Source organism: Stenotrophomonas maltophilia (assembly GCF_039555535.1).
Taxonomy (GTDB): Bacteria; Pseudomonadota; Gammaproteobacteria; order Xanthomonadales; family Xanthomonadaceae; genus Stenotrophomonas; species Stenotrophomonas maltophilia_Q.
This window is the reverse complement of record NZ_CP154630.1, coordinates 2,831,376-2,848,217: the sequence shown is the minus strand read 5'-3', so window position 1 is coordinate 2,848,217 and position 16,842 is coordinate 2,831,376. Positions and strand designations below refer to the sequence as shown.

Sequence of the window (16,842 nt, the reverse complement as noted above, 5' to 3'; positions counted from 1 at the left end):
GGCACTACAGAAGGCATCACAGATCGAACTTGATGCCCTGGGCCAGCGGCAGCGAGTCCGAATAGTTGATGGTGTTGGTCTGGCGGCGCATGTAGACCTTCCACGCATCCGAACCCGACTCGCGGCCACCGCCGGTGTCCTTTTCGCCACCGAACGCGCCGCCGATTTCCGCACCGGACGTGCCGATGTTGATGTTGGCGATGCCGCAGTCGCTACCGGCCGCCGACAGGAACTTCTCGGCGGTCTTCAGGTTCTGGGTGAAGATCGAGGACGACAGGCCCTGCGGCACGCCGTTCTGCATGTCGATGGCTTCGTCGATGCTGTCGTACGGCATCACGTACAGTATCGGTGCGAAGGTCTCGTGCTGGACCACGGCGTCACTGTTCTTCAGACCGGAGACGATGGCCGGCAGAACGAAGTTGCCCGCGCGGTCGATGCGGGTGCCGCCGGTTTCGATGGTGCCGCCAGCGGCCTTGGCCTGGGCGATGGCATCGAGGAACTGCTGCACGGCACCGTCGCTGTTCAGCGGGCCCATCAGGTTGGCGGCATCGGTCGGATCGCCGATCTTGCCTTCGACCTGCTTGTAGGCCTTGACCAGGGTGGCCAGCACGTCGGCGTAGATCGAGCGGTGCACGATCAGGCGGCGGGTGGTGGTGCAGCGCTGGCCGGCGGTGCCGACGGCGCCGAACACGATGCCCGGAACGGCCAGCTTCAGGTCGGCGGTTTCGTCCAGGATGATGGCGTTGTTGCCGCCCAGTTCCAGCAGGCAGCGGCCGAGGCGGCGCGCGACCTTCTCGTTGACGGTGCGGCCGACCTGGGTCGAGCCGGTGAAGCTGATCAGCGGCACGCGACGGTCATCGACCATCTTTTCCGACAGCGCGGTGCCCGCATCGTTGATCAGGAAGAAGATGTCCGGGAAACCGGCTTCGCGCAGGGCGTCGTTGCAGATCTTCAGCGAGGCGATGGCGGTCAGCGGCGTCTTGTTGGACGGCTTCCAGATGCACACGTCGCCACAGATGGCGGCCAGGAACGAGTTCCAGCTCCACACCGCGACCGGGAAGTTGAAGGCAGAGATGATGCCGACCAGGCCCAGCGGGTGGTACTGCTCGTACATGCGGTGGCCGGGGCGCTCGGAATGCATGGTGTAGCCGTACAGCATGCGGCTCTGGCCCACGGCGAAATCGGCGATGTCAATCATCTCCTGCACTTCGCCGTCGCCTTCCGGCTTGCTCTTGCCCATTTCCAGCGCCACCAGCGAACCCAGGGCGTCCTTGTGCTTGCGCAGTGCTTCGCCGCACAGGCGCACGGCTTCGCCGCGACGCGGGGCCGGCGTGGTGCGCCAGACCTTGAAGGCTTCCTGGGCGCGGGCGACGACGGTCTCGTACTCGGCCTCGGTGGTCGCGCGGACCTGCGCGATCGGCTCGCCGGTGGTCGGGTTGACCGGGGTGATCAGCTCACCGCTGGTCGCGCTCGACCACTCCCCGTTGCCCAGGTACGTGCCAGCGTTGATCGCGTCCAGGCCAAGGGACTTGAGCAGCTCGGAAGACATGCAGACTCCTGTGTTTCGTTACGTTGTTTGGTGCCATCGCGGGCAGGTGGGGGGCGCGATGAACTGAATCGCCGATGGTAGCAGAGCGGCCTGTCCGGCCATGGTGCAACGCGCCAGCGCCGCCGTGTGGAGCACGAATGCTTGGAGGGCAGGGTGTGTTGCCTGTAAACTTCCCGGCTGCATGGCCCCGTAGCTCAGCTGGATAGAGCGTCCCCCTCCTAAGGGGAAGGTCGCCCGTTCGAATCGGGCCGGGGTCACCAGAATCAACAACTTAGGCGGACTCAGTGGTGAGCATTTCCCACTGTTTCCCGCATATCCACAGGATTTGGTCCCAGTAGGCCCAGCGCTCCTGCTCAGTACCTGAGCTTCGCCACCGCGCCATCGTCGCCCTCAGGCGTCAGATGGGCGTAGAACTTCTCGGTCGTGGCGTAATCGGCATGGCCGGCCAGAATCTGCACCCTTCGCAATGGCACTCCGGCCATCACCACGTGGGCGCAGAAGGTGTGCCGTAGCCGGTGGAGGCTGCCGCCGATCCCAGCCCGCTTGGCATCGGACGCGAACCAGTCGGATACGGTGTCTTTGTGCACGGCCACCAGCGGATCGGGTAGGCGGCGCAGCGCCCAGCGCGCATACCGGTTAAGCTGCACCTCGCGCCACTTGCCTGACTTCGTGCGCCCCTGGCCATCTTCGTCTGGCTCGCTCTCGACCCTGAGTCTGCTCCCTGCCGCCGAATCCTTGCCCAGTCCAACCAGCTCACCACGGCGCAGACCCGTGTGGGCCATGAAAAGCCACAGAGGCGCCCGACCGGGGTTCGCACGATACAGCTTGCGCATCGCGGCCCGGTCGTAGAACCGCACCGCTACGCTGCGGACGCCGCGCGTGCCTGGGTTTCCTCCAGCGGGTTGAAGTACAGTTTCTTCCACTTCACGCCACGCCGGAACGCGGCCTGCAGCCTACGCACCTCCTTGCCCACGGTCTCTGGTGCCACCTTGTCCTTGGTCAGGCTATCTGTCTTGTATGACTCCATTTCCATCGGGCGCAGGGTGTCGATCGATCGATGGCCGAAGCGAGCAATGAACAGTCGGACCTCGCTCTTTGCCTTGCCGTGCGTAGTCGGGTCTTCCACCTTGTACCAGTCCAGGTACGCCTCCAGGAAATCCCTGACAGTGGGCAGCCGGGGAGGATGCGCACACCATGGGTCAGTTCCGCTTCTTTCGCTGCTCATACGCGCTCAGTCTCGCGTGGGCTGACGCGACCAATGGCGACACGGCTTCGCTTGCCGCCTTCCCGCCAGTTGAGGTACGCGGCGCCATCGCGCCAGACGATTGTGACCTTGACCATTGCTTGGAGCCGTAGATTGCAGAGTAGAGGGCAGCCTTCTCGTAGAGCTTCTTGCCCATGAAATTTCGTGGTTCGATGCCGTAGTCGGCGATGTTCGAATCGAACTGGCTTCGTGACACCCCGCAGTAGTGCGCGGCCTCGTCCACGGTCAGCCAGTCCTTTCCGACGATGTCCAGCTTTTCAGCAGCTCTCATCCGGTCCTCCTTTAGTTCGTGGCCAGCGGAGCGCGCAGCTGCTTGGTGGCCTGGGTTGCTGCATCGCGCATGCGCAGAACCTCTGCGCGAAGGCAGATCACTTCATCGGCCGCGACCACCAGCTGCTCGCGCAGCACGTCCTTGGCCGGCTGCTTCATGCGGCGCGGTTCGCGGGGGAAGAGCTGGGCGTTCATGCGGCAGCCCCGAACAGGTCATCGTTCTTTCGAAATGCCGGTTCGAGCTTCATGCAATACCCTTCGAGCCCACAGGCGGCCAGCTGCCGCGCGTTGGATTCCCCGTAGGCTATGAGGACGGACGGTGCCCGTCACTCATTGCTGGTTTGCCGTCTGGTGAACAGAACGCGATGCGGCCGCGCAAGAACAGAACTGCGTGGGCCCGTGGCCAGACCTGATCCTGGAACATGGTCGTCTCGGTTCGTGCAAAAACCAGAGCCACACCGTTCCCATGTTCCGCCATCCGCTGAAGCCAGCGAACGGCTTGGGCCCCATATGGCGGATTGCACCACACCCGACCTTGCCACTCCGCCGTCAGGCCGTCCCCGGGCAACTCGATGTGCCTGGCGGCCGACGGCCAAGGGCGTGGCGAAGGGGCTGCGCAGGGGTCGAGGTCGAAGGGACCGAGCGCGGCGAGGATGTGTGGCGGCGTGAGCCACGTTTCCTTGTTGAAGCCGCCGCCGTCGGCGTTTCCAAACTTATTGGCCATGAGCTCACCTCCGCCAGCACCAGCGCAGCCCGGCGCGCGCGGCAAGGCATGCGCGGCTGATCGCCCACAGGGTGGCGATGCCGGCCGCAAACCCGGCCAGGGCGAACACGTGGACCATTGCGGCGGTGAGCAGCTGGTCAGTCATGGGCAATCTCCGAGAGACGCGCAGTCGTGGCAAATGGATTACTAGGCAGGATGGAGCAGTGGGCAGCCCCAATGTGCAGATTCCGATGGTTGCCCGTCGCCGAAAGCGCGCCGTTATCTGGTTTAGCGCTGAGCGCCGTGTCAGACACGGCGGCTCTCCATGGCAGAATGGCGTCTCCACCATATGGAAATGGCCAGATGATCGTTGCTGAAGTCATGGTTCCTTGCTTCAATTTCGCGCCCACCTGTCGACTTGACTGGACGGCCGTGTCTGCTATCGGTGGTTGGGCTGCTGCCATTGCCACATTTCTCGCGGTGTACGTTCCCGCTCGCAACTACAAGGTGGATAACGAGAGGCGTGCCACGCGAGAGCGTCAGATCTCGTTTATCGAAATCAATCGTCTTCTTCCGAAAATCCTCGACGTGCGGGATCAAACTAAGACGATTAAGAACAAGATCCTGCCTGAAATACCGAAGGCCTTGGCCGCTGGGGCCGACGCCAAGACTGTCTCAGGTCTTCTGAGGGTTAAGGGGCAAGTTCCATTTGTCATCCTCTCTGATGGCCTGGAAATGATCTCTATTGGTGTCTCCAATTTGCAGTCCAGCCTTGATGTGCTGAATGCCTTTCTGGACGCCGGCGAGGAGATTGATATGTATGGTAATCATCCTTTTCATAGACTCTCTGATTACACGACGGCTCTTGACAACGTGGAGCTCGCCGCCCAGAACGTCTTGCTCGCGATAAAGAAGCTCACCGGTATTGACCTTGGAGGCCACGAACAAGGGAGTTGAGTGTCTGTGGTTCAGCGATCAGCATTGATTGGATCGCATGATCGCGCGCCGCGGCGGTCGGTCAGGATCATGTCGCGGTTGCTGGTCTCGCTCCAGACGACGGTAGTTCGTCAGAGCCGTTCCTACACTTAGACCCGCTCGTTCCGATGGATGAAGGTCATGGCAGAATCGGCTCCAGCACAGAGAGGGGGACCATGGGATGGCTCTGGGATTTGGTGAATGCCTTTCGATGAAGGCGGAGTGCGCGACGTTCTGGGCGGGGTGGGGAGCCATCGCCACCGCAGCCGTGGGTCTGGTGACTGTTCTGGTTGCTTTCCTTGCGTGGCGCACATCCCGGCAAGCCGCAACTATCGCTGCGAGGCAACACCTGGACTCTCAGGTTCTGTGGAAGGCACAAGCCCGAATCGTTGGACGCCTTTTGCTTCACGAAGTGACCGCTGTGCCGAAGAAGATCCAGACCTACGCGGCTGAACTTGACGCATTGCCCACACTCGACCCGAGCAGGGTCAAAGATTGGCGCGCCGTGAAAAACGCAGTTGAGCGCCTCGCCGAACCTTTGTTGCCCAGCGCGGAAGCCATCGCCGAGCGGATCCACTACCTGTCCGTAGATCTCGGCGCGGACCTGGCGACGATGATCAGCCACAGCAGGGATATCAACGCGGCTGCCTGCCACATCGCCGCGCACATCCACGAGCACCAGCCGATACCGACGATCATGGCTACACGTATCAGCGTCTCGTACACCGGCAGGCGGATGGCTTTGGAGGTGCTGCGGCAGCAACTTCAATTCGTGGCTAGCATCGCTCCTGATCTGGTCGATCGCTTCCGCGAGGAGGTTCTCAGCGAAAGCGAGCGCACCGAGGGACAGGAAAGAATCCCGGTCGCTTAAATTGCTTACTCTGCCAGCCCCATCGCAACTAGGTCGATCTCATCCACCTGGTCGCGAAGGTGGCGGCGCGCGCGGCGCAGGTGCCTGGCGATCACTGCGCGGTCTTCTTGGGCAAAGAAGGTCTCTGCGTGCATGTGCAGCGCACGGCGGTGGTCGCGGCGGTACAGGCGCCAGGTGATTGCGCTGCCGTCGACGGTTGGGAACCGGCCCCAAGCGAAGCCCAGCGTCTCCTTGGGCGCGCGGCGTTCGATGTGGCGGCTCATGCCTTTGCTGCCTTCTTACCACCGCGGCGACCGTGTCGAGCCTCAACCACCTGCCTGCGGCTGATCGTGCTCTTGTCGATGCCGCTTGTGCCCGAGATTTCGACCTTGCCGCCGGCGGCCTTGAAGCGTGCGATGTCACTCGCCAGCTTCTGCCGGGCCTGGTCCTTTTCGCGGTCGGTCGCGCCACTGAAGACGGGCTTCACGTGGATGCTGGTCATGCTGCTGCTCCTTCGTAGACCCAGCGGCGCACCGTCCCGAACGGGACACCCAGCGCGGCGCTGATCTGGTTGACGGTGTTGCCGCTGGCCCGGAGCTGCCGGGCGCGGCGTTTAGTGGTGGCCGGCCAGTACCGGGCATGACGCTGGCGCGGTACCGGCATCCCTTGGCAGCGGGCCATGTCTTGAACCGCACGGGGCGAGCGTCCGAGGGCATCCGCGACGGTCATCGCGTCGCGGCCCTCCATCTGGCGCAGGGCCTGCAGTTCGCTGGTGCGCCAGAGCTCCATCACGCGGCCAGCGGGTACTGGTCGGCCGCATCCTGCAGACCGTGGATCATGGCCCGGCACATGTCCGGGAACTGCGCCTGGTCGTAGAGCTTAGTGGCACCGGTGGGATTGATCGGCTTGAACCCCAGCAGGGCCAGACCGTCGGCGCTGATCAAGAGCGGGGCGATGCGCGCGTTGATGTCGCCCAGCTTGATCTTGGCGACCTCGCGCGGCGCGGCGTTCGGTGCCGGGGTGCTGGCCATTGCCGTCGGAGCGCTTCGCGCCGGTGCCGCAGTCGCTGCCGGCGCGGCTGCCACCGGTTCGGTCTGCTGCTGGGCCGCTGCCTCTGCCGCGGCGTCGGCTGCCGCCTTCTGTGCGCGGGCAAGGCGCGTATGGTGGCTGAGAGGTATGGCGGTTCGTTAACGATTCGACAGTATCGCTATGAGCTAGTCAAGGCCCTAGACTGGATCCGGGGCCGAATGGCGGTGTGACGTCAGGGGAAGATCATGGCAGGCGATCCTGCGGCGGAGAATGCAGCAAATGTGAAGAGTGGCACTCCAACGTCCGGTGGAGGGGCATTCTATGGTTTTGGCCGTTGGCTCGTAGGAGTGGTTAGACCTTGGGGAGTATTCCTGAAGGTCGTTCTGGACCCCTATACTTTTCTACTCATAGTGGTCGGCGTCGTGCTGGGCTGGTTCGGACCCAAAGCTGTAGGTGAGAACTACAATGCCTTGCTGCAAATCGTTGTCGCTGTGGTAACGGGCGTGGTCGGGGCGAGGATCTCGACAGCGATGGCAGCTATCAACCAAGACGGTAAGCTATATGCAAGTGGCCGGATGGCTGTGCGTGGTCTGCGTTTGATTCTGACCAAAACGCTTGCGCTGGAGCGAAGGGTCGCCACTTTCGTTGCTGACTCTCAGAAGCAGCAGGTTCCAGAGGTCCGAGCTCAAGTCGCTATGCGCAACCTTGATGAAGTGCTCGAATCAATCCGGACGCTCCAGCTAGAAGTAGTTGGGTCGATCGAGAATTGGGTGGATGTCGTCCCCGATGCTGATGTTTCGAAGATATTCATGGCGGTAGGGGAGCTCCGTGACCAGCTGACCCAGAAGGACGAACAGCTCCGCGAAGCTGTGGAAAGCAAAGAGCGGCTCGAGAGTAAAGGTGAGACTGACACGCAGGCACTCAAACATGCAGAAAACCGCATTCGTGAGCTTGAGCGCGACAAGGCCGGGCTAGCAAATCAGATGCATTCGCTCAAGCAAGCCGCCACCCAGGGGTCGCAGTCCACCAGCGTCATGAATATGCTGACATTGGGCGATTACTTGAATCGAGTGGAGAATTCGCGCAAGGTCAGAAACCAGCGTTCTGAGATTACAGATCTTTCGCAAGCCATCCTCCCGATGAACGAGACTGGCGAGAAGGCCGGCTTGCATGAGGAGCTGGGTCGCCCCATCCCGAAGTGATTGACAGTGACGTTAGGAAATGAACTAATTCTGCAACTGTCAATAATTGTCCCTGAAGCCCCGGCCCTGCGCTGGGGCTTCTGCGTTTCCGGGACCCGAACACCGATCAACCTCCGCGCCGAAAGCCCCTCCGCTCGCCGTGAGGCGATTGGGGTTGGCGACAACGCAGGCGTGCGGTCTGCGCACGGCCTTTAGAGGCCGGGCAGCGCCTAGGCAGCGGTGGTGATCGGCCCTCTGCGCCCGCAGCCCCCCCCGGACCAACCACATCCTCGCGCATCAGCCGGTTGCGGGGCGGGCACCTATGCAGGAGAGACCATGGTGAGCACCGAAACCGTAGCGGCCGCCATGGGCGCCGGCCAGTACGCGCAGCCGCTGGGGGATGCGTGCATCCAGTTCGGTACTGTGACCGTGCTTCAGAAGGCGCACTTCTTGGCTCAGGAAGGCCGCAGGAGGCGCCAATGGGCGCCGCTGAAAGGCTCGATTTATCAGTGGAGGATTGGCTGACCGTTGACGAAGCCGCCCACTACTGCGGCGTCTCCAATAGCCAGTTCAGGAAGAACGCCATGTGCTATGGGCTCACTCCCGCCGCTTCATGGGAAAGCAGTTGTACGAAAAGGCGGCGCTCTATGCCGCGATCGAAGGTGCAGAGGAATGGCAAAGGTTCGACTCTACTGGCGCGGCAGCAAGGCCCACCTCGACTGGGCGGAAGGCGGCGAGCGCTTTCGTTGGTCCATTGGGCAACCTGACGCCCGTGAGGCGGAGAGAATACGTGCCGCGAAAGAAGCAGAACTGACCCAAGGGGGGGGCGGATCTCGGCGCGCCTGCCAAAGGTCCGCGACTACTTGGAGTGGTATCTGGACTGGTACGAGGCCAGGTTGCTAGACGACAAGGCGGCAAAGGAAACTGTGGGGAAAGGCAGCAGATCCGAGCACCGTGGCTCCTGGCGCTGACCGGTCGCTCGCCGATTTGTTGGATGCACTGGCTAGGCAGGTTCACCACGGTGAGCATCTGGAGGGGGATGCGGCGCAACAGCTTCTGGAGCCGGGCGCAACTCTGCTCATGGTGTTCGGCCCTCGGCTCGCGAATGGGTAGAGGAATGCTCGCCACTAGGTAGTTCTGGAAGCGGCAAACCTGGTGCTTCGGACGTGGGCGATGGAATGGCTCAACTCGGGAAAGCCTGGGGAGACCCGGCATGATCGAGCGATTGCCAGCAATCGCGGCTTGGCGGCTGTGCTGGGGGAGCTTGAGGCTGAGCGGAAACGCTAGAGCGCTCATGCGAACAGATCCAGTTGGGCCGGCAGTGCCGGTGCGCGCGGCGGCTCCGGCAGTGGGGCGGGGCGGTGGCGCGCAAACGCGCGCGCTGAGCGGCGTTGAACGAGAACCAGTAGCCCCGAGGCCATGCCGCCGCGCTCGCGCCTCGCTGAGGAAGACGCGCGCTGTGTGCTTGGCCTGTACAGCGGTGAGCAGCCGGTCACCCATGGCAGCTCTCCACGCGCCATGGCGTGGCAGAATGCCGGCGAATCCACAGGGGGATCAGCGAATGAGTATGCTGGATGGCGTCAGTCAGTGCTGGTGGCTCGGCAGTAAATGTCTGGTTGACTGGGATGCATGGTCGGCAATTGGGACGTTCTTTGCCGCGTTTCTGGCGCTGCAAATATCGCTTCGAGAACAGAGACGCAGACGGGAAGAAGCGCTGGAACGAGCCCTTGGCCTGTCCACGCTCTTGGAGCCCGATGTTCAGGAGTGGCACGAACGCATTCGGAAGTTGCGGCACCACATCCAACACGATCACGCCCAAGCGATTAATGAAAGCTTTGAGGCAGAGGGCGGTGACGTTCTTCAAGCTCCGGCTTCCGTACGAGAAAACCTCCATCGCATCCACGAGCTGCACAAAGCGGCCCAAGGACTTGCGGTCGCGGTGGCCTGCGCTGTCGCGGCCAGGAAAATGAAGTACCAAGTTAGAAGTGCGCTGCGACCTGGCGCTGAAGATCGGATTCTGATTTTGAACATTCTGGACACGCATCTGGAGATTGCGGACACGGAGCTGGAGAAAGCCCTCGAAGAGATCAACGCACGTATATTCGCGGGGCCTAAGAAGAGGCCGCGGTGGGCTCCATGGCGGCGCTGGTGAGAGCCGTTGAAGCCATACGGAAGAAAGGTCGCTTGCGTCGCTGTAGGCCTTGTAGGTCGTCCACGGTAGCGGTGGCAGCACATGCTCCAGCCTGGCCGTCCCACCGAGCCACACGTCCGCTTGGGTCGTCTTGTGGTTGCTCATGCATGCATGTCCTTGCTGTTGGTGGAGCGCTCGCTGTGCGCGGGGAGGTGTTCCCAGCGTTCGGCTTCGCCCAGGTAGTACTCATGGCGTTCCTGTCGGACGGTGGCGGTGAACTGCACGTGGTGCAGTGCGCGCTCGGCGGCTGCTCGGTTGGCCGTTGCCATGCGGGCTGGGTCGTGATCGAGGATGTCGAGCTGGCTATGCACAGCACGCCTCCGGGCACCGGGCCATGGCAGAATGCGGCCGAGTCCAAAGGGGGATCAGGGAATGAGCATGCTGGACGGCGTAATTCAGTGCTGGCCGCTTAGCAGTACTTGTGAGGTGTGGTGGGACGCTTGGGCTGTTGGTGTGGCAATGGGTGCTGCGGAAATTGCTCTCCTCGGCGCTATCGCGGTTGCGTATCTCGCTTATCAGGCCAACGAGCTCTCTCAGACTAGTCAACGAGAGGCTAGGGAAAAGGCGGCGACTGCTGAGCAACGTGAAATGGAAGAGAGAGCTCGTCAGGAGCGGGTCATTCTTTCCTTTCTTTCTGCTGAGCTCGAAGCCGTCGTCCGATGGTCGACGGCTTGTATTAGCTTGATGGAAGACGGGAGAGCTTTCGCTTTCGAAGAGTTCATTGCGAGCAAATCTGCACGTAAGACAATGTCCGATCAGGCGCATAGCCTCAGTGTCGAGAATGCTGGGCGGATGCTTCCGAGTTTCCACGTTTGTAGCCCCGCCATAGGGCTGAGGCTTGGACGGTTGCTGGGCGACCTCTACATTCAAAGGAGCTCGTTTTCTTCCTACAGCAATTGGCCCGACGTTGGACAAACGGAGGATGGGTTCACTGTGAGGCGAGCGGAGTGGCAAGTCTCGTTCAATCTCACCCTGTCCAGGCTTCGACGGATCCGATCCGACGCAGAGCATTGCTCTGCCGCCGCATTCGAAGTTGCGCTGCAGGACCCCGCCTGAGGTTCCTGCGCTCAGACCGCAGCATGCTGTGGCGGCAGTAGGCAAGCGCACCGCTGCTGCAATGCGGGCGAGGTCGTGATCGAAGATGTCGAGGTGGTTGCGCACGCTGGACTCCTGGGATGGGTTGCCGGCCGGTGGAGCCCGGCCGGCGCGGGCTCCCTGCGCTACAGGGGGAGAGCGCAGGGCAGGGGGGCAGTGGGTGGGGTGATGGGCGGGGTGCCGCCGGCCATGGCGGCGAAGAAGTCGTAGTCGGTCACGGCTGGCCGCCTATAACGCGAACGCTCGGCTTGCCGGCGACTTCGACGGGCCGGCCGATCTTCGTGCCGGGTTACGAGCAGGACAATCCGGGCGGTGCGCCGGATCGTCTGCTGAACCGCGATATCCAGATCAACCAGCACGCCCCGCCCCGGCCGCAGGCGCCACCTCGATCGCGTTCGGCGACTTCAGCTACTACGAGATCCGCGACGTGATGGCAGTGACCCTGTTCCGCTTCAACGACTCGGCCTATGTGAAGAAGGGCCAGGTGGGCTTCATGGCCTGGATGCGCTCTGGCGGCAACCTGGTTGACGTGGGCGGCGCGGTGAAGACCTTCAAGCACGGCGCTGCGGCTTAACTGCCTCGGCCCACGAACGGAGGGACGCCCCAGCGCGGGCGTCCCTCGGAGACCATCATGGCAAAGCAGAAGAACACCTCCGCGCAGGCGGCCAATGCCGTCGACCAGCGCCTGCTACGCGATCGCAAGTTCCGCGTGGGCCGGGAGACCCGCGGCGAGCTGAAGCAGCCGCGCGAGGAATCGCAGCACCGCCTCATCCACAAGATCGGACACCTGATGGTCGACATCGTCGAAGGCGGGGAGCAGCTGGGCGCGCACGATGCGGTGAAGCGTCTGCAGCTGGACGCTGACGTCTGCTGCGAGATCGTGGAAATGGACGCCACCCCAGTGATCGCCGCGGTGCTGGACGCCTGCGAGGCGCCTCTGGGTGCAGGCGCCCGCAAGGTGCCGGCCGGCGCGCTGCCGGAAATCCGCACCATCCCGGTCAAGCGCGCAGAGAGCCTGTCATTCGGCGAGATGGAACAGGCCCGGTTCCAGGAGCTGTTCGACGGTCTGACCGAGTACATCGGCCGCCGCTACACCCATGTGATGCTCGACGACGTGCGCGCCGAGTTCTGGAAAATGGCCGGGCAGAACAGGAGAGTGGCGTGAAAGAATCAATCAGAGGGATTAAGCGCGGAAGGGCGGAAGAAAAACGCCTCGATGCGATTCTGCGAAGTGGTCAGAGCCGCCAGCGTGTCCCAGAGCAGGCCATAGAACTTGCTCTTGCTGTAGGTGGCCATTCGAGATTTATACAGAGGGCCGCTTTGAAGGTGCTCGACGGTGGCGCCGGTGACGATCATCAGCTCGCGAGCGCGTGTGACGTTGTAGATCGCGCGCTGGAGGCCTTCGGCTGCAGGGCCAAGTTCATGAATTCGCGAAATCACTGCGGTGATAGCTGGTGGAATGTTCAGTGCACTCTCAGCGAGCGGACCGATCACGCAGGCATCTTCACCGAGAGACTGCGCGTGTTCGTCCGGATCCTCGTCGGTCCACACAGCATTGTTTCTTTCGGCAAACTCTTGGATGTGTGGCAGCAGCATCAGCCCCAGGCTGCGCGCCTTATCGGCCATCTCGCGCTCTTGTTTTCTCTCAGTCAGATAGTGCTGAGCCGAAGGAACTGCAACAGCGATAAGGATGGCCACGATGCTACCAATGGCCTGAACCCACGCGGGCGCGTCTTTGCCAAGCGATATCTGTCCGGTCAGGGACAGCAGCCCAAGAGCTGCACCGAAGCCCGCCGTGATCAGCGCGACGTACAGCAGCACCGTGATCCAGTTGATCCGATTCCTCGAGCCCATGTCGATATTTCCCCCTATCCATGGCGGGAGGATACGCACTCCCCTGCCGATCTGGGAGGGCTGCTGATGCGCTCGAAGAACTAGAAGGCGTTCACTCCTGCAGAGGAGCGGCACGTGGAAGCAGTAAAGCTGCTGCCATGCAGTGTCTGTAGCCGACCAGGACCGAGCGACGCCCACCACATCAAGTAGGGGCAGCACTACACCACCGTGGCCTGTGCAAGGGCTGCCACCTGGGCAGTTTCAACGGCATCCACGAGCAACGCCGCATGTGGCTCGTCATGAAGATGGACGAGCTGGCCGCCCTGAACGTCACCCTTTCCCGGCTGCAGCTGAAGGAGGCCGCACGATGATTCACCTTACCCTGCCGTAAGGGCTTCACCGGCCTGTTCAATGCCGCTGGCGTGATTCCGACTGCTGCCCCGACTGGCAGCTGGACAGCTTTTACCGACTCCGAGCTGATCGTGGGTATGCTCAATCAGGCACTGCTCAACGTGTTCAACGGCACGAACACGGCGTTGATCGCCAACACGCTGCTGCTGCCTGGTCGAAGTTCAACCTGCTCGCCACCCGCAAGATGTGCGAGCACAGCGACAAGACTATCATCCAGCGGTACCTGGAGAACAACCTGCACACCGATCTGCCCGAGACCGAGTTCAAGGCCCTGACCTTCGCGCAGGTGAAGAAGGTCGGCAGCATCGGTGAGCGCGGCATCAGCACCAACATCGTCCAGTACGACACGCTGGACACCCTGGTGGCGCTGAAGGGCAAGGGCATCACTAACGCCGGTGACCCTCAGGTGGAGGTGGCCGAGGACCTGACCGACCCGGGCCAGGTTGCCCTTCGCGCTGCGGGCGACCCCAATGTGCCGGACGCCTATGCGTTCAAGGTGGAACGCGCCGACGGTTCCATCGAGTATCGGCTGGAGGCGCGTGCGAGGGTGACCTGTCGATTCAGGCGAGAGAGCACTGGTGCTGTAGGGCGCAGCCCTCATGAGGAAATGTGAGCCCCACCGCCATCACGACGGCAGGGCTCAGTCATCAGAAGGGTGCTACTGAAAGAACAAGCCCAACTGCGCAGGCAATCCAAGACAGAGTAAGCAGGAACAGCGTCCGTGGCTTATTGGTGAACCATTCGGCATTCCGCACCCTCGCTCTATAGGAAACGATGAGCGCGATGAAGACGAGGGATGGAATGATGTACGGCCAGACAAGAGCGCCCTTGGCACCCCTTCCGATCGACAGTCCGGCCAGCATCCATACTGCAGAGCTCATCGTCAGGATCAAAAATGCCCGGATAAGAATGCCGTTTCCGTGGATCAGTCGCTCTGATCCACGTTCTATGGGGTTAGGGAGTTCACTTGGCATTGTGCACCTGAGGGAGTGTAGGAACAGCCGATTCGGAAACCAACATATACCGGTGGAGAGTTTGCGCCGATCCAACGGACACCCAGGTTGTCGAGGTGTCTTATCATCTCACCACCCGGGCCTGCCGCAAGTGGGCCCGTCGGATAAATGTACGTTTGGGAAGCTTGATCGGGGCTCGCAATATCCTTCTGCCCGTCAGGAATCACATTGCCTGCTGCGTCTCGCCCGGATCCACGGATGTATCTGTACCCGTGATCTTGATAGGTGTATTGCACGAGAATGTAAGAGCCGTCAGGGAAGGGAATAGTGGTTACGATGCTGAAGGGGCTCGGCAGCTTTGTGATGTTGACGGCTTGAGAGAAGCCTGAAACGAGAACACGAAGGGTCTCTCCCACAAACCGCAAAGGCCCGAGATTGTCGTAGGATAGTGTTTTCGCAATAGCCGCCTCACGCCAAGCCGGTGTCGTCACCGCATCCATTGCATTCATCGGGTAGGTCTGAGGTGGATCGGCGAGTGGTATAGCCTGGGTGGGCGCTGCGGCGATCGCGCCACCGAATGAGTTGAGCGCAGCGCGGCTGTCATATACAGGCGCTTGGACTCTAACCGTCTCAGACCGGCCATTCGCGTCGTAGAGCTGCATGCCCGCATTGAACATTGCTTGTTCGTCCGCAGTCAGCATGATTTCCTTTACTTTTGTTCCGCCTGGAGCGGCAGCTGCGCGATAAAGCGGGCCGCCACTACCGGATACGTTCATGTGGTACAGGCGTCGATTCTTGAAATCCCAGAAGTAGTAGTCTCCGTCTCCTCCTGCCTTTGACTGCATCTGACGCTTTGTCAAAGTGCAGTCATCACAGGTTATTGAGTCGATTGCGTGTGCGGAGAGGGCACTTGTGAAAAGCGATATTCCGAGAATGACCTTTGCAGCCTTCAAACGCATTTCAGTTCCTTCCTGGAGTTGTAGATTGGCGTGCAATGTAAGCGCAGCGTGAACGTGCTGGCGCTTCACTTATACTCTTCAACCAAGCGCGAGCTTTTGCCGATTTTGGCGGGAGAACTCTTTGGTCACGTAGCATGGGTTGTTGGGAAAGGTGGACATTTGCCAGCCCTGCCTCTTGGGTTCCCTGATGGGGCAGTAATCACCAGCGTCGTGTGATCGAGTGGCAATGGACCCACGCTGGTCCCAGGCACTTCGTAAGTTGCTGATTGAGCGGGCGACGAAATCCCCTCCCAAGGGGAAGGTCGACCGTTCGAATCGGGCCGGGGTCGCCAGAATCAACAACTTGCGAAAGCCGCTATATCGCCACAGGCCATATCGGGCCATCAAAAGGCGCCATTTGGTCACAGTGGTGGTAATGGCGAATCAATAGGTTGGCTTCGCCACCGCACCGTCATCGCCCTCAGGGGGAGAGGTGCTCGTAGCACTTCCAGTAGTGGCGTAGTCGGCATGCCCGGCCAGGATCTGCACCTGTCGCAACGGCACTCCGGTGATGGCCATACCGTGTTCTTGTGCACGGCGACAAGCGGATCGGATAGACAGCGAAGTGCCCAGCGCACATACCGGCCCAGCGGCGCCTCGCGCTACTTGCCGACCTCGTGCACCCCCGGCCATCTTCGTCTGGATCGCTCTCAACACTTTGGCTGCCCACCTCTGCCGGGAGGCTTGGTGGGCGGCTGGAGTTGGATTGCCGCGCGGCAATTGAATCGCAATGCCGTAAGGTAATCTTTCTGCCGATCCGTTCGGAATTGCGCAAGTGCGGACGCGCAGTAGAATCAGCCAACAATAACGGAGGGGATCATGCGGAAAGGAATGCTTGGTGCTGCGGCCGCAATGGCCACGTTAATCGGCTGTTCCACGGTCCCCGTCACGGAGGAAACCGCCAGGCCGGTGCCTCCTGATCGTATCTACAAGGCCGAACGCTTGGCGCCGTCGCCGGACCGTAGTGCGCAGATCTACATCATGCGGGACAAGGGTTTCCATGGATCTGCCTGCACGCATGCCATCTCTCTCAACAATGAGAAGGTGATGGACATTCGCCAGTCCGAAGCCGCCACTCTGTATGTATCACCAGGCTCCTACTTCGTGAAGCTCGACACAGGCGGCGGCGCCTGCCCGAACATTTCAACGTCTCAGAACCTGACCATCAACGCGGGCGAAAGGCAGGTCTATCGAATCCTGCTGCCGTCCGATGGGAACCTTCGCCTGACCCGCGAGCAATAACCAAGCGCGGCAGGTCATGCAACGCCATGCAGGTGCTGGGTGAGGCGGACTCGGCCGCCGATGATCGAATCGTCAATCAGACGGAATGACGGATAGAGGCCATCTTCGACGAACCCGGTGTACCCCGTGTCGACCAGCACTACTACTGGCGCAGTGCGTCCGGGCTGGGTACCTGGCCCAGGTGGAGGCTGGATTCACGCGGCCGCAGGCCATGCAACCGGTGTCCGCCAAACTGGGCCCCGGCAAAATGCAGGCAGCGTCGGATTGTCGGTCCCGTGAAAACCGCAATCCTGTGGTA

Annotated in this window: 24 protein-coding genes and 1 tRNA gene; 10 read left to right on the top strand and 15 right to left on the bottom strand. The window is 61.6% G+C overall.

Annotated features, from left to right (window positions below):
* Positions 1-16 precede the first annotated feature (16 nt).
* Complete coding sequence (amaB, locus tag AASM09_RS13105) at positions 17-1,549, bottom strand: L-piperidine-6-carboxylate dehydrogenase (RefSeq protein WP_049398541.1); 1,533 nt, start codon at positions 1,547-1,549, stop codon at positions 17-19.
* A 183-nt stretch (positions 1,550-1,732) separates the two neighbouring features.
* Here amaB and AASM09_RS13100 point away from each other — a divergent pair.
* Positions 1,733-1,809, top strand: a tRNA-Arg gene (locus AASM09_RS13100).
* Between the two features lie 93 nt (positions 1,810-1,902).
* Here the strand turns inward: AASM09_RS13100 and AASM09_RS13095 are convergent.
* The 6 genes from AASM09_RS13095 to AASM09_RS13075 all read right to left on the bottom strand — a co-directional run bounded on the left by AASM09_RS13095 (position 1,903) and on the right by AASM09_RS13075 (position 3,952).
* Complete coding sequence (locus AASM09_RS13095; protein WP_238378613.1) at positions 1,903-2,382, bottom strand: tyrosine-type recombinase/integrase; 480 nt, start codon at positions 2,380-2,382, stop codon at positions 1,903-1,905.
* A 26-nt stretch (positions 2,383-2,408) separates the two neighbouring features.
* Positions 2,409-2,675, bottom strand: coding sequence for a hypothetical protein (locus AASM09_RS13090; protein ID WP_235643857.1), 267 nt, complete (start codon positions 2,673-2,675; stop codon positions 2,409-2,411).
* Positions 2,676-2,748: 73 nt separating this feature from the next.
* Entirely contained in the window at positions 2,749-3,084 is a 336-nt protein-coding gene (locus tag AASM09_RS13085) for a hypothetical protein (protein WP_235643856.1), read from the bottom strand.
* Positions 3,085-3,095: 11 nt separating this feature from the next.
* Positions 3,096-3,278, bottom strand: a complete 183-nt coding sequence (locus AASM09_RS13080) for a hypothetical protein (protein ID WP_049431024.1) — start codon at positions 3,276-3,278, stop codon at positions 3,096-3,098.
* 109 nt (positions 3,279-3,387) lie between these two features.
* Positions 3,388-3,807, bottom strand: coding sequence for a DNA N-6-adenine-methyltransferase (locus AASM09_RS22215; RefSeq protein WP_196757850.1), 420 nt, complete (start codon positions 3,805-3,807; stop codon positions 3,388-3,390).
* A 4-nt stretch (positions 3,808-3,811) separates the two neighbouring features.
* Entirely contained in the window at positions 3,812-3,952 is a 141-nt protein-coding gene (locus AASM09_RS13075) for a hypothetical protein (protein ID WP_171968965.1), read from the bottom strand.
* A gap of 197 nt (positions 3,953-4,149) precedes the next feature.
* On the opposite strand from AASM09_RS13075, the gene AASM09_RS13070 reads away from it, so the two are divergent.
* Positions 4,150-4,743 (top strand): hypothetical protein, encoded by a 594-nt coding sequence (locus AASM09_RS13070; RefSeq protein WP_049431021.1) that lies wholly within the window; start codon positions 4,150-4,152, stop codon positions 4,741-4,743.
* A 199-nt stretch (positions 4,744-4,942) separates the two neighbouring features.
* Positions 4,943-5,632, top strand: a complete 690-nt coding sequence (locus AASM09_RS13065) for a hypothetical protein (protein WP_100443549.1) — start codon at positions 4,943-4,945, stop codon at positions 5,630-5,632.
* Between the two features lie 5 nt (positions 5,633-5,637).
* Here the strand turns inward: AASM09_RS13065 and AASM09_RS13060 are convergent, their stop codons facing one another.
* The 4 genes from AASM09_RS13060 to AASM09_RS13045 are packed head-to-tail and all read right to left on the bottom strand — an operon-like array spanning position 5,638 to position 6,642.
* On the bottom strand, positions 5,638-5,895 hold the full coding sequence (locus AASM09_RS13060) for a hypothetical protein (RefSeq protein ID WP_049431013.1): 258 nt from the start codon (positions 5,893-5,895) through the stop codon (positions 5,638-5,640).
* Positions 5,892-6,113, bottom strand: coding sequence for a hypothetical protein (locus tag AASM09_RS13055; protein ID WP_049431011.1), 222 nt, complete (start codon positions 6,111-6,113; stop codon positions 5,892-5,894). The genes AASM09_RS13060 and AASM09_RS13055 overlap by 4 nt, the downstream gene beginning before the upstream one ends.
* Positions 6,110-6,400 (bottom strand): hypothetical protein, encoded by a 291-nt coding sequence (locus AASM09_RS13050; protein WP_049431006.1) that lies wholly within the window; start codon positions 6,398-6,400, stop codon positions 6,110-6,112. The genes AASM09_RS13055 and AASM09_RS13050 overlap by 4 nt, the downstream gene beginning before the upstream one ends.
* On the bottom strand, positions 6,400-6,642 hold the full coding sequence (locus tag AASM09_RS13045; RefSeq protein WP_049431004.1) for a hypothetical protein: 243 nt from the start codon (positions 6,640-6,642) through the stop codon (positions 6,400-6,402). The genes AASM09_RS13050 and AASM09_RS13045 overlap by 1 nt, the downstream gene beginning before the upstream one ends.
* A gap of 243 nt (positions 6,643-6,885) precedes the next feature.
* On the opposite strand from AASM09_RS13045, the gene AASM09_RS13040 reads away from it, so the two are divergent.
* Positions 6,886-7,842 carry a hypothetical protein gene (locus AASM09_RS13040; protein WP_146257104.1) on the top strand — a complete coding sequence of 319 codons (957 nt, stop codon included), beginning with the start codon at positions 6,886-6,888 and terminating at the stop codon, positions 7,840-7,842.
* A gap of 318 nt (positions 7,843-8,160) precedes the next feature.
* Complete coding sequence (locus AASM09_RS13035) at positions 8,161-8,346, top strand: hypothetical protein (protein ID WP_146257105.1); 186 nt, start codon at positions 8,161-8,163, stop codon at positions 8,344-8,346.
* A gap of 967 nt (positions 8,347-9,313) precedes the next feature.
* On the opposite strand, the gene AASM09_RS13030 is transcribed toward AASM09_RS13035, so the two are convergent.
* Together AASM09_RS13030 and AASM09_RS13025 are read right to left on the bottom strand one after the other, a co-directional pair.
* The gene (locus tag AASM09_RS13030) at positions 9,314-10,117 is read right to left on the bottom strand and encodes a hypothetical protein (RefSeq protein WP_146257106.1); all 804 of its coding nucleotides are present in this window, start codon (positions 10,115-10,117) and stop codon (positions 9,314-9,316) included.
* The gene (locus tag AASM09_RS13025; protein ID WP_049430994.1) at positions 10,114-10,323 is read right to left on the bottom strand and encodes a hypothetical protein; all 210 of its coding nucleotides are present in this window, start codon (positions 10,321-10,323) and stop codon (positions 10,114-10,116) included. Before AASM09_RS13025 ends, AASM09_RS13030 begins: the two co-directional genes overlap by 4 nt.
* Before the next feature lie 61 nt (positions 10,324-10,384).
* Here AASM09_RS13025 and AASM09_RS13020 point away from each other — a divergent pair, with 61 nt between their 5' ends.
* From AASM09_RS13020 to AASM09_RS13010, 3 genes are all read left to right on the top strand, one after another.
* Positions 10,385-11,068: a hypothetical protein gene (locus AASM09_RS13020; RefSeq protein ID WP_062605942.1), complete on the top strand. Its 684-nt coding sequence runs from the start codon at positions 10,385-10,387 to the stop codon at positions 11,066-11,068.
* Between the two features lie 259 nt (positions 11,069-11,327).
* On the top strand, positions 11,328-11,681 hold the full coding sequence (locus AASM09_RS13015) for a phage major capsid protein (RefSeq protein ID WP_227415237.1): 354 nt from the start codon (positions 11,328-11,330) through the stop codon (positions 11,679-11,681).
* 57 nt (positions 11,682-11,738) lie between these two features.
* On the top strand, positions 11,739-12,272 hold the full coding sequence (locus AASM09_RS13010) for a hypothetical protein (RefSeq protein WP_053091941.1): 534 nt from the start codon (positions 11,739-11,741) through the stop codon (positions 12,270-12,272).
* 5 nt (positions 12,273-12,277) lie between these two features.
* Here AASM09_RS13010 and AASM09_RS13005 read toward each other — a convergent pair whose 3' ends face one another.
* Positions 12,278-12,928 (bottom strand): hypothetical protein, encoded by a 651-nt coding sequence (locus tag AASM09_RS13005; RefSeq protein ID WP_146257112.1) that lies wholly within the window; start codon positions 12,926-12,928, stop codon positions 12,278-12,280.
* Between the two features lie 607 nt (positions 12,929-13,535).
* Between AASM09_RS13005 and AASM09_RS13000 the strand changes: the two genes are divergently transcribed.
* Positions 13,536-13,964, top strand: a complete 429-nt coding sequence (locus AASM09_RS13000) for a hypothetical protein (protein WP_180849171.1) — start codon at positions 13,536-13,538, stop codon at positions 13,962-13,964.
* Positions 13,965-14,297: 333 nt separating this feature from the next.
* Here AASM09_RS13000 and AASM09_RS12995 read toward each other — a convergent pair whose 3' ends face one another.
* Positions 14,298-15,263 carry a hypothetical protein gene (locus AASM09_RS12995; protein WP_143568313.1) on the bottom strand — a complete coding sequence of 322 codons (966 nt, stop codon included), beginning with the start codon at positions 15,261-15,263 and terminating at the stop codon, positions 14,298-14,300.
* An 858-nt stretch (positions 15,264-16,121) separates the two neighbouring features.
* Here AASM09_RS12995 and AASM09_RS12990 point away from each other — a divergent pair.
* A complete protein-coding gene (locus AASM09_RS12990) occupies positions 16,122-16,544 on the top strand; it encodes a hypothetical protein (RefSeq protein WP_065428086.1) in 423 nt (140 codons plus the stop codon).
* The last annotated feature ends 298 nt before the right edge of the window (positions 16,545-16,842 follow it).

What these genes read in the sequence shown, in the direction of transcription:
- amaB (WP_049398541.1), bottom strand. Translation starts at nt 1,549, where the DNA reads ATGTCTTCCGAGCTGCTCAAGTCCCTTGGCCTGGACGCGATCAACGCT.
- AASM09_RS13095 (WP_238378613.1), bottom strand. Translation starts at nt 2,382, where the DNA reads ATGCGCAAGCTGTATCGTGCGAACCCCGGTCGGGCGCCTCTGTGGCTT.
- AASM09_RS13085 (WP_235643856.1), bottom strand. Translation starts at nt 3,084, where the DNA reads ATGAGAGCTGCTGAAAAGCTGGACATCGTCGGAAAGGACTGGCTGACC.
- AASM09_RS13080 (WP_049431024.1), bottom strand. Translation starts at nt 3,278, where the DNA reads ATGAACGCCCAGCTCTTCCCCCGCGAACCGCGCCGCATGAAGCAGCCG.
- AASM09_RS22215 (WP_196757850.1), bottom strand. Translation starts at nt 3,807, where the DNA reads ATGGCCAATAAGTTTGGAAACGCCGACGGCGGCGGCTTCAACAAGGAA.
- AASM09_RS13075 (WP_171968965.1), bottom strand. Translation starts at nt 3,952, where the DNA reads ATGACTGACCAGCTGCTCACCGCCGCAATGGTCCACGTGTTCGCCCTG.
- AASM09_RS13070 (WP_049431021.1), top strand. Translation starts at nt 4,150, where the DNA reads ATGATCGTTGCTGAAGTCATGGTTCCTTGCTTCAATTTCGCGCCCACC.
- AASM09_RS13065 (WP_100443549.1), top strand. Translation starts at nt 4,943, where the DNA reads ATGGCTCTGGGATTTGGTGAATGCCTTTCGATGAAGGCGGAGTGCGCG.
- AASM09_RS13060 (WP_049431013.1), bottom strand. Translation starts at nt 5,895, where the DNA reads ATGAGCCGCCACATCGAACGCCGCGCGCCCAAGGAGACGCTGGGCTTC.
- AASM09_RS13055 (WP_049431011.1), bottom strand. Translation starts at nt 6,113, where the DNA reads ATGACCAGCATCCACGTGAAGCCCGTCTTCAGTGGCGCGACCGACCGC.
- AASM09_RS13050 (WP_049431006.1), bottom strand. Translation starts at nt 6,400, where the DNA reads ATGGAGCTCTGGCGCACCAGCGAACTGCAGGCCCTGCGCCAGATGGAG.
- AASM09_RS13045 (WP_049431004.1), bottom strand. Translation starts at nt 6,642, where the DNA reads ATGGCCAGCACCCCGGCACCGAACGCCGCGCCGCGCGAGGTCGCCAAG.
- AASM09_RS13040 (WP_146257104.1), top strand. Translation starts at nt 6,886, where the DNA reads ATGGCAGGCGATCCTGCGGCGGAGAATGCAGCAAATGTGAAGAGTGGC.
- AASM09_RS13030 (WP_146257106.1), bottom strand. Translation starts at nt 10,117, where the DNA reads ATGAGCAACCACAAGACGACCCAAGCGGACGTGTGGCTCGGTGGGACG.
- AASM09_RS13020 (WP_062605942.1), top strand. Translation starts at nt 10,385, where the DNA reads ATGAGCATGCTGGACGGCGTAATTCAGTGCTGGCCGCTTAGCAGTACT.
- AASM09_RS13010 (WP_053091941.1), top strand. Translation starts at nt 11,739, where the DNA reads ATGGCAAAGCAGAAGAACACCTCCGCGCAGGCGGCCAATGCCGTCGAC.
- AASM09_RS13000 (WP_180849171.1), top strand. Translation starts at nt 13,536, where the DNA reads ATGTGCGAGCACAGCGACAAGACTATCATCCAGCGGTACCTGGAGAAC.
- AASM09_RS12995 (WP_143568313.1), bottom strand. Translation starts at nt 15,263, where the DNA reads ATGCGTTTGAAGGCTGCAAAGGTCATTCTCGGAATATCGCTTTTCACA.
- AASM09_RS12990 (WP_065428086.1), top strand. Translation starts at nt 16,122, where the DNA reads ATGCGGAAAGGAATGCTTGGTGCTGCGGCCGCAATGGCCACGTTAATC.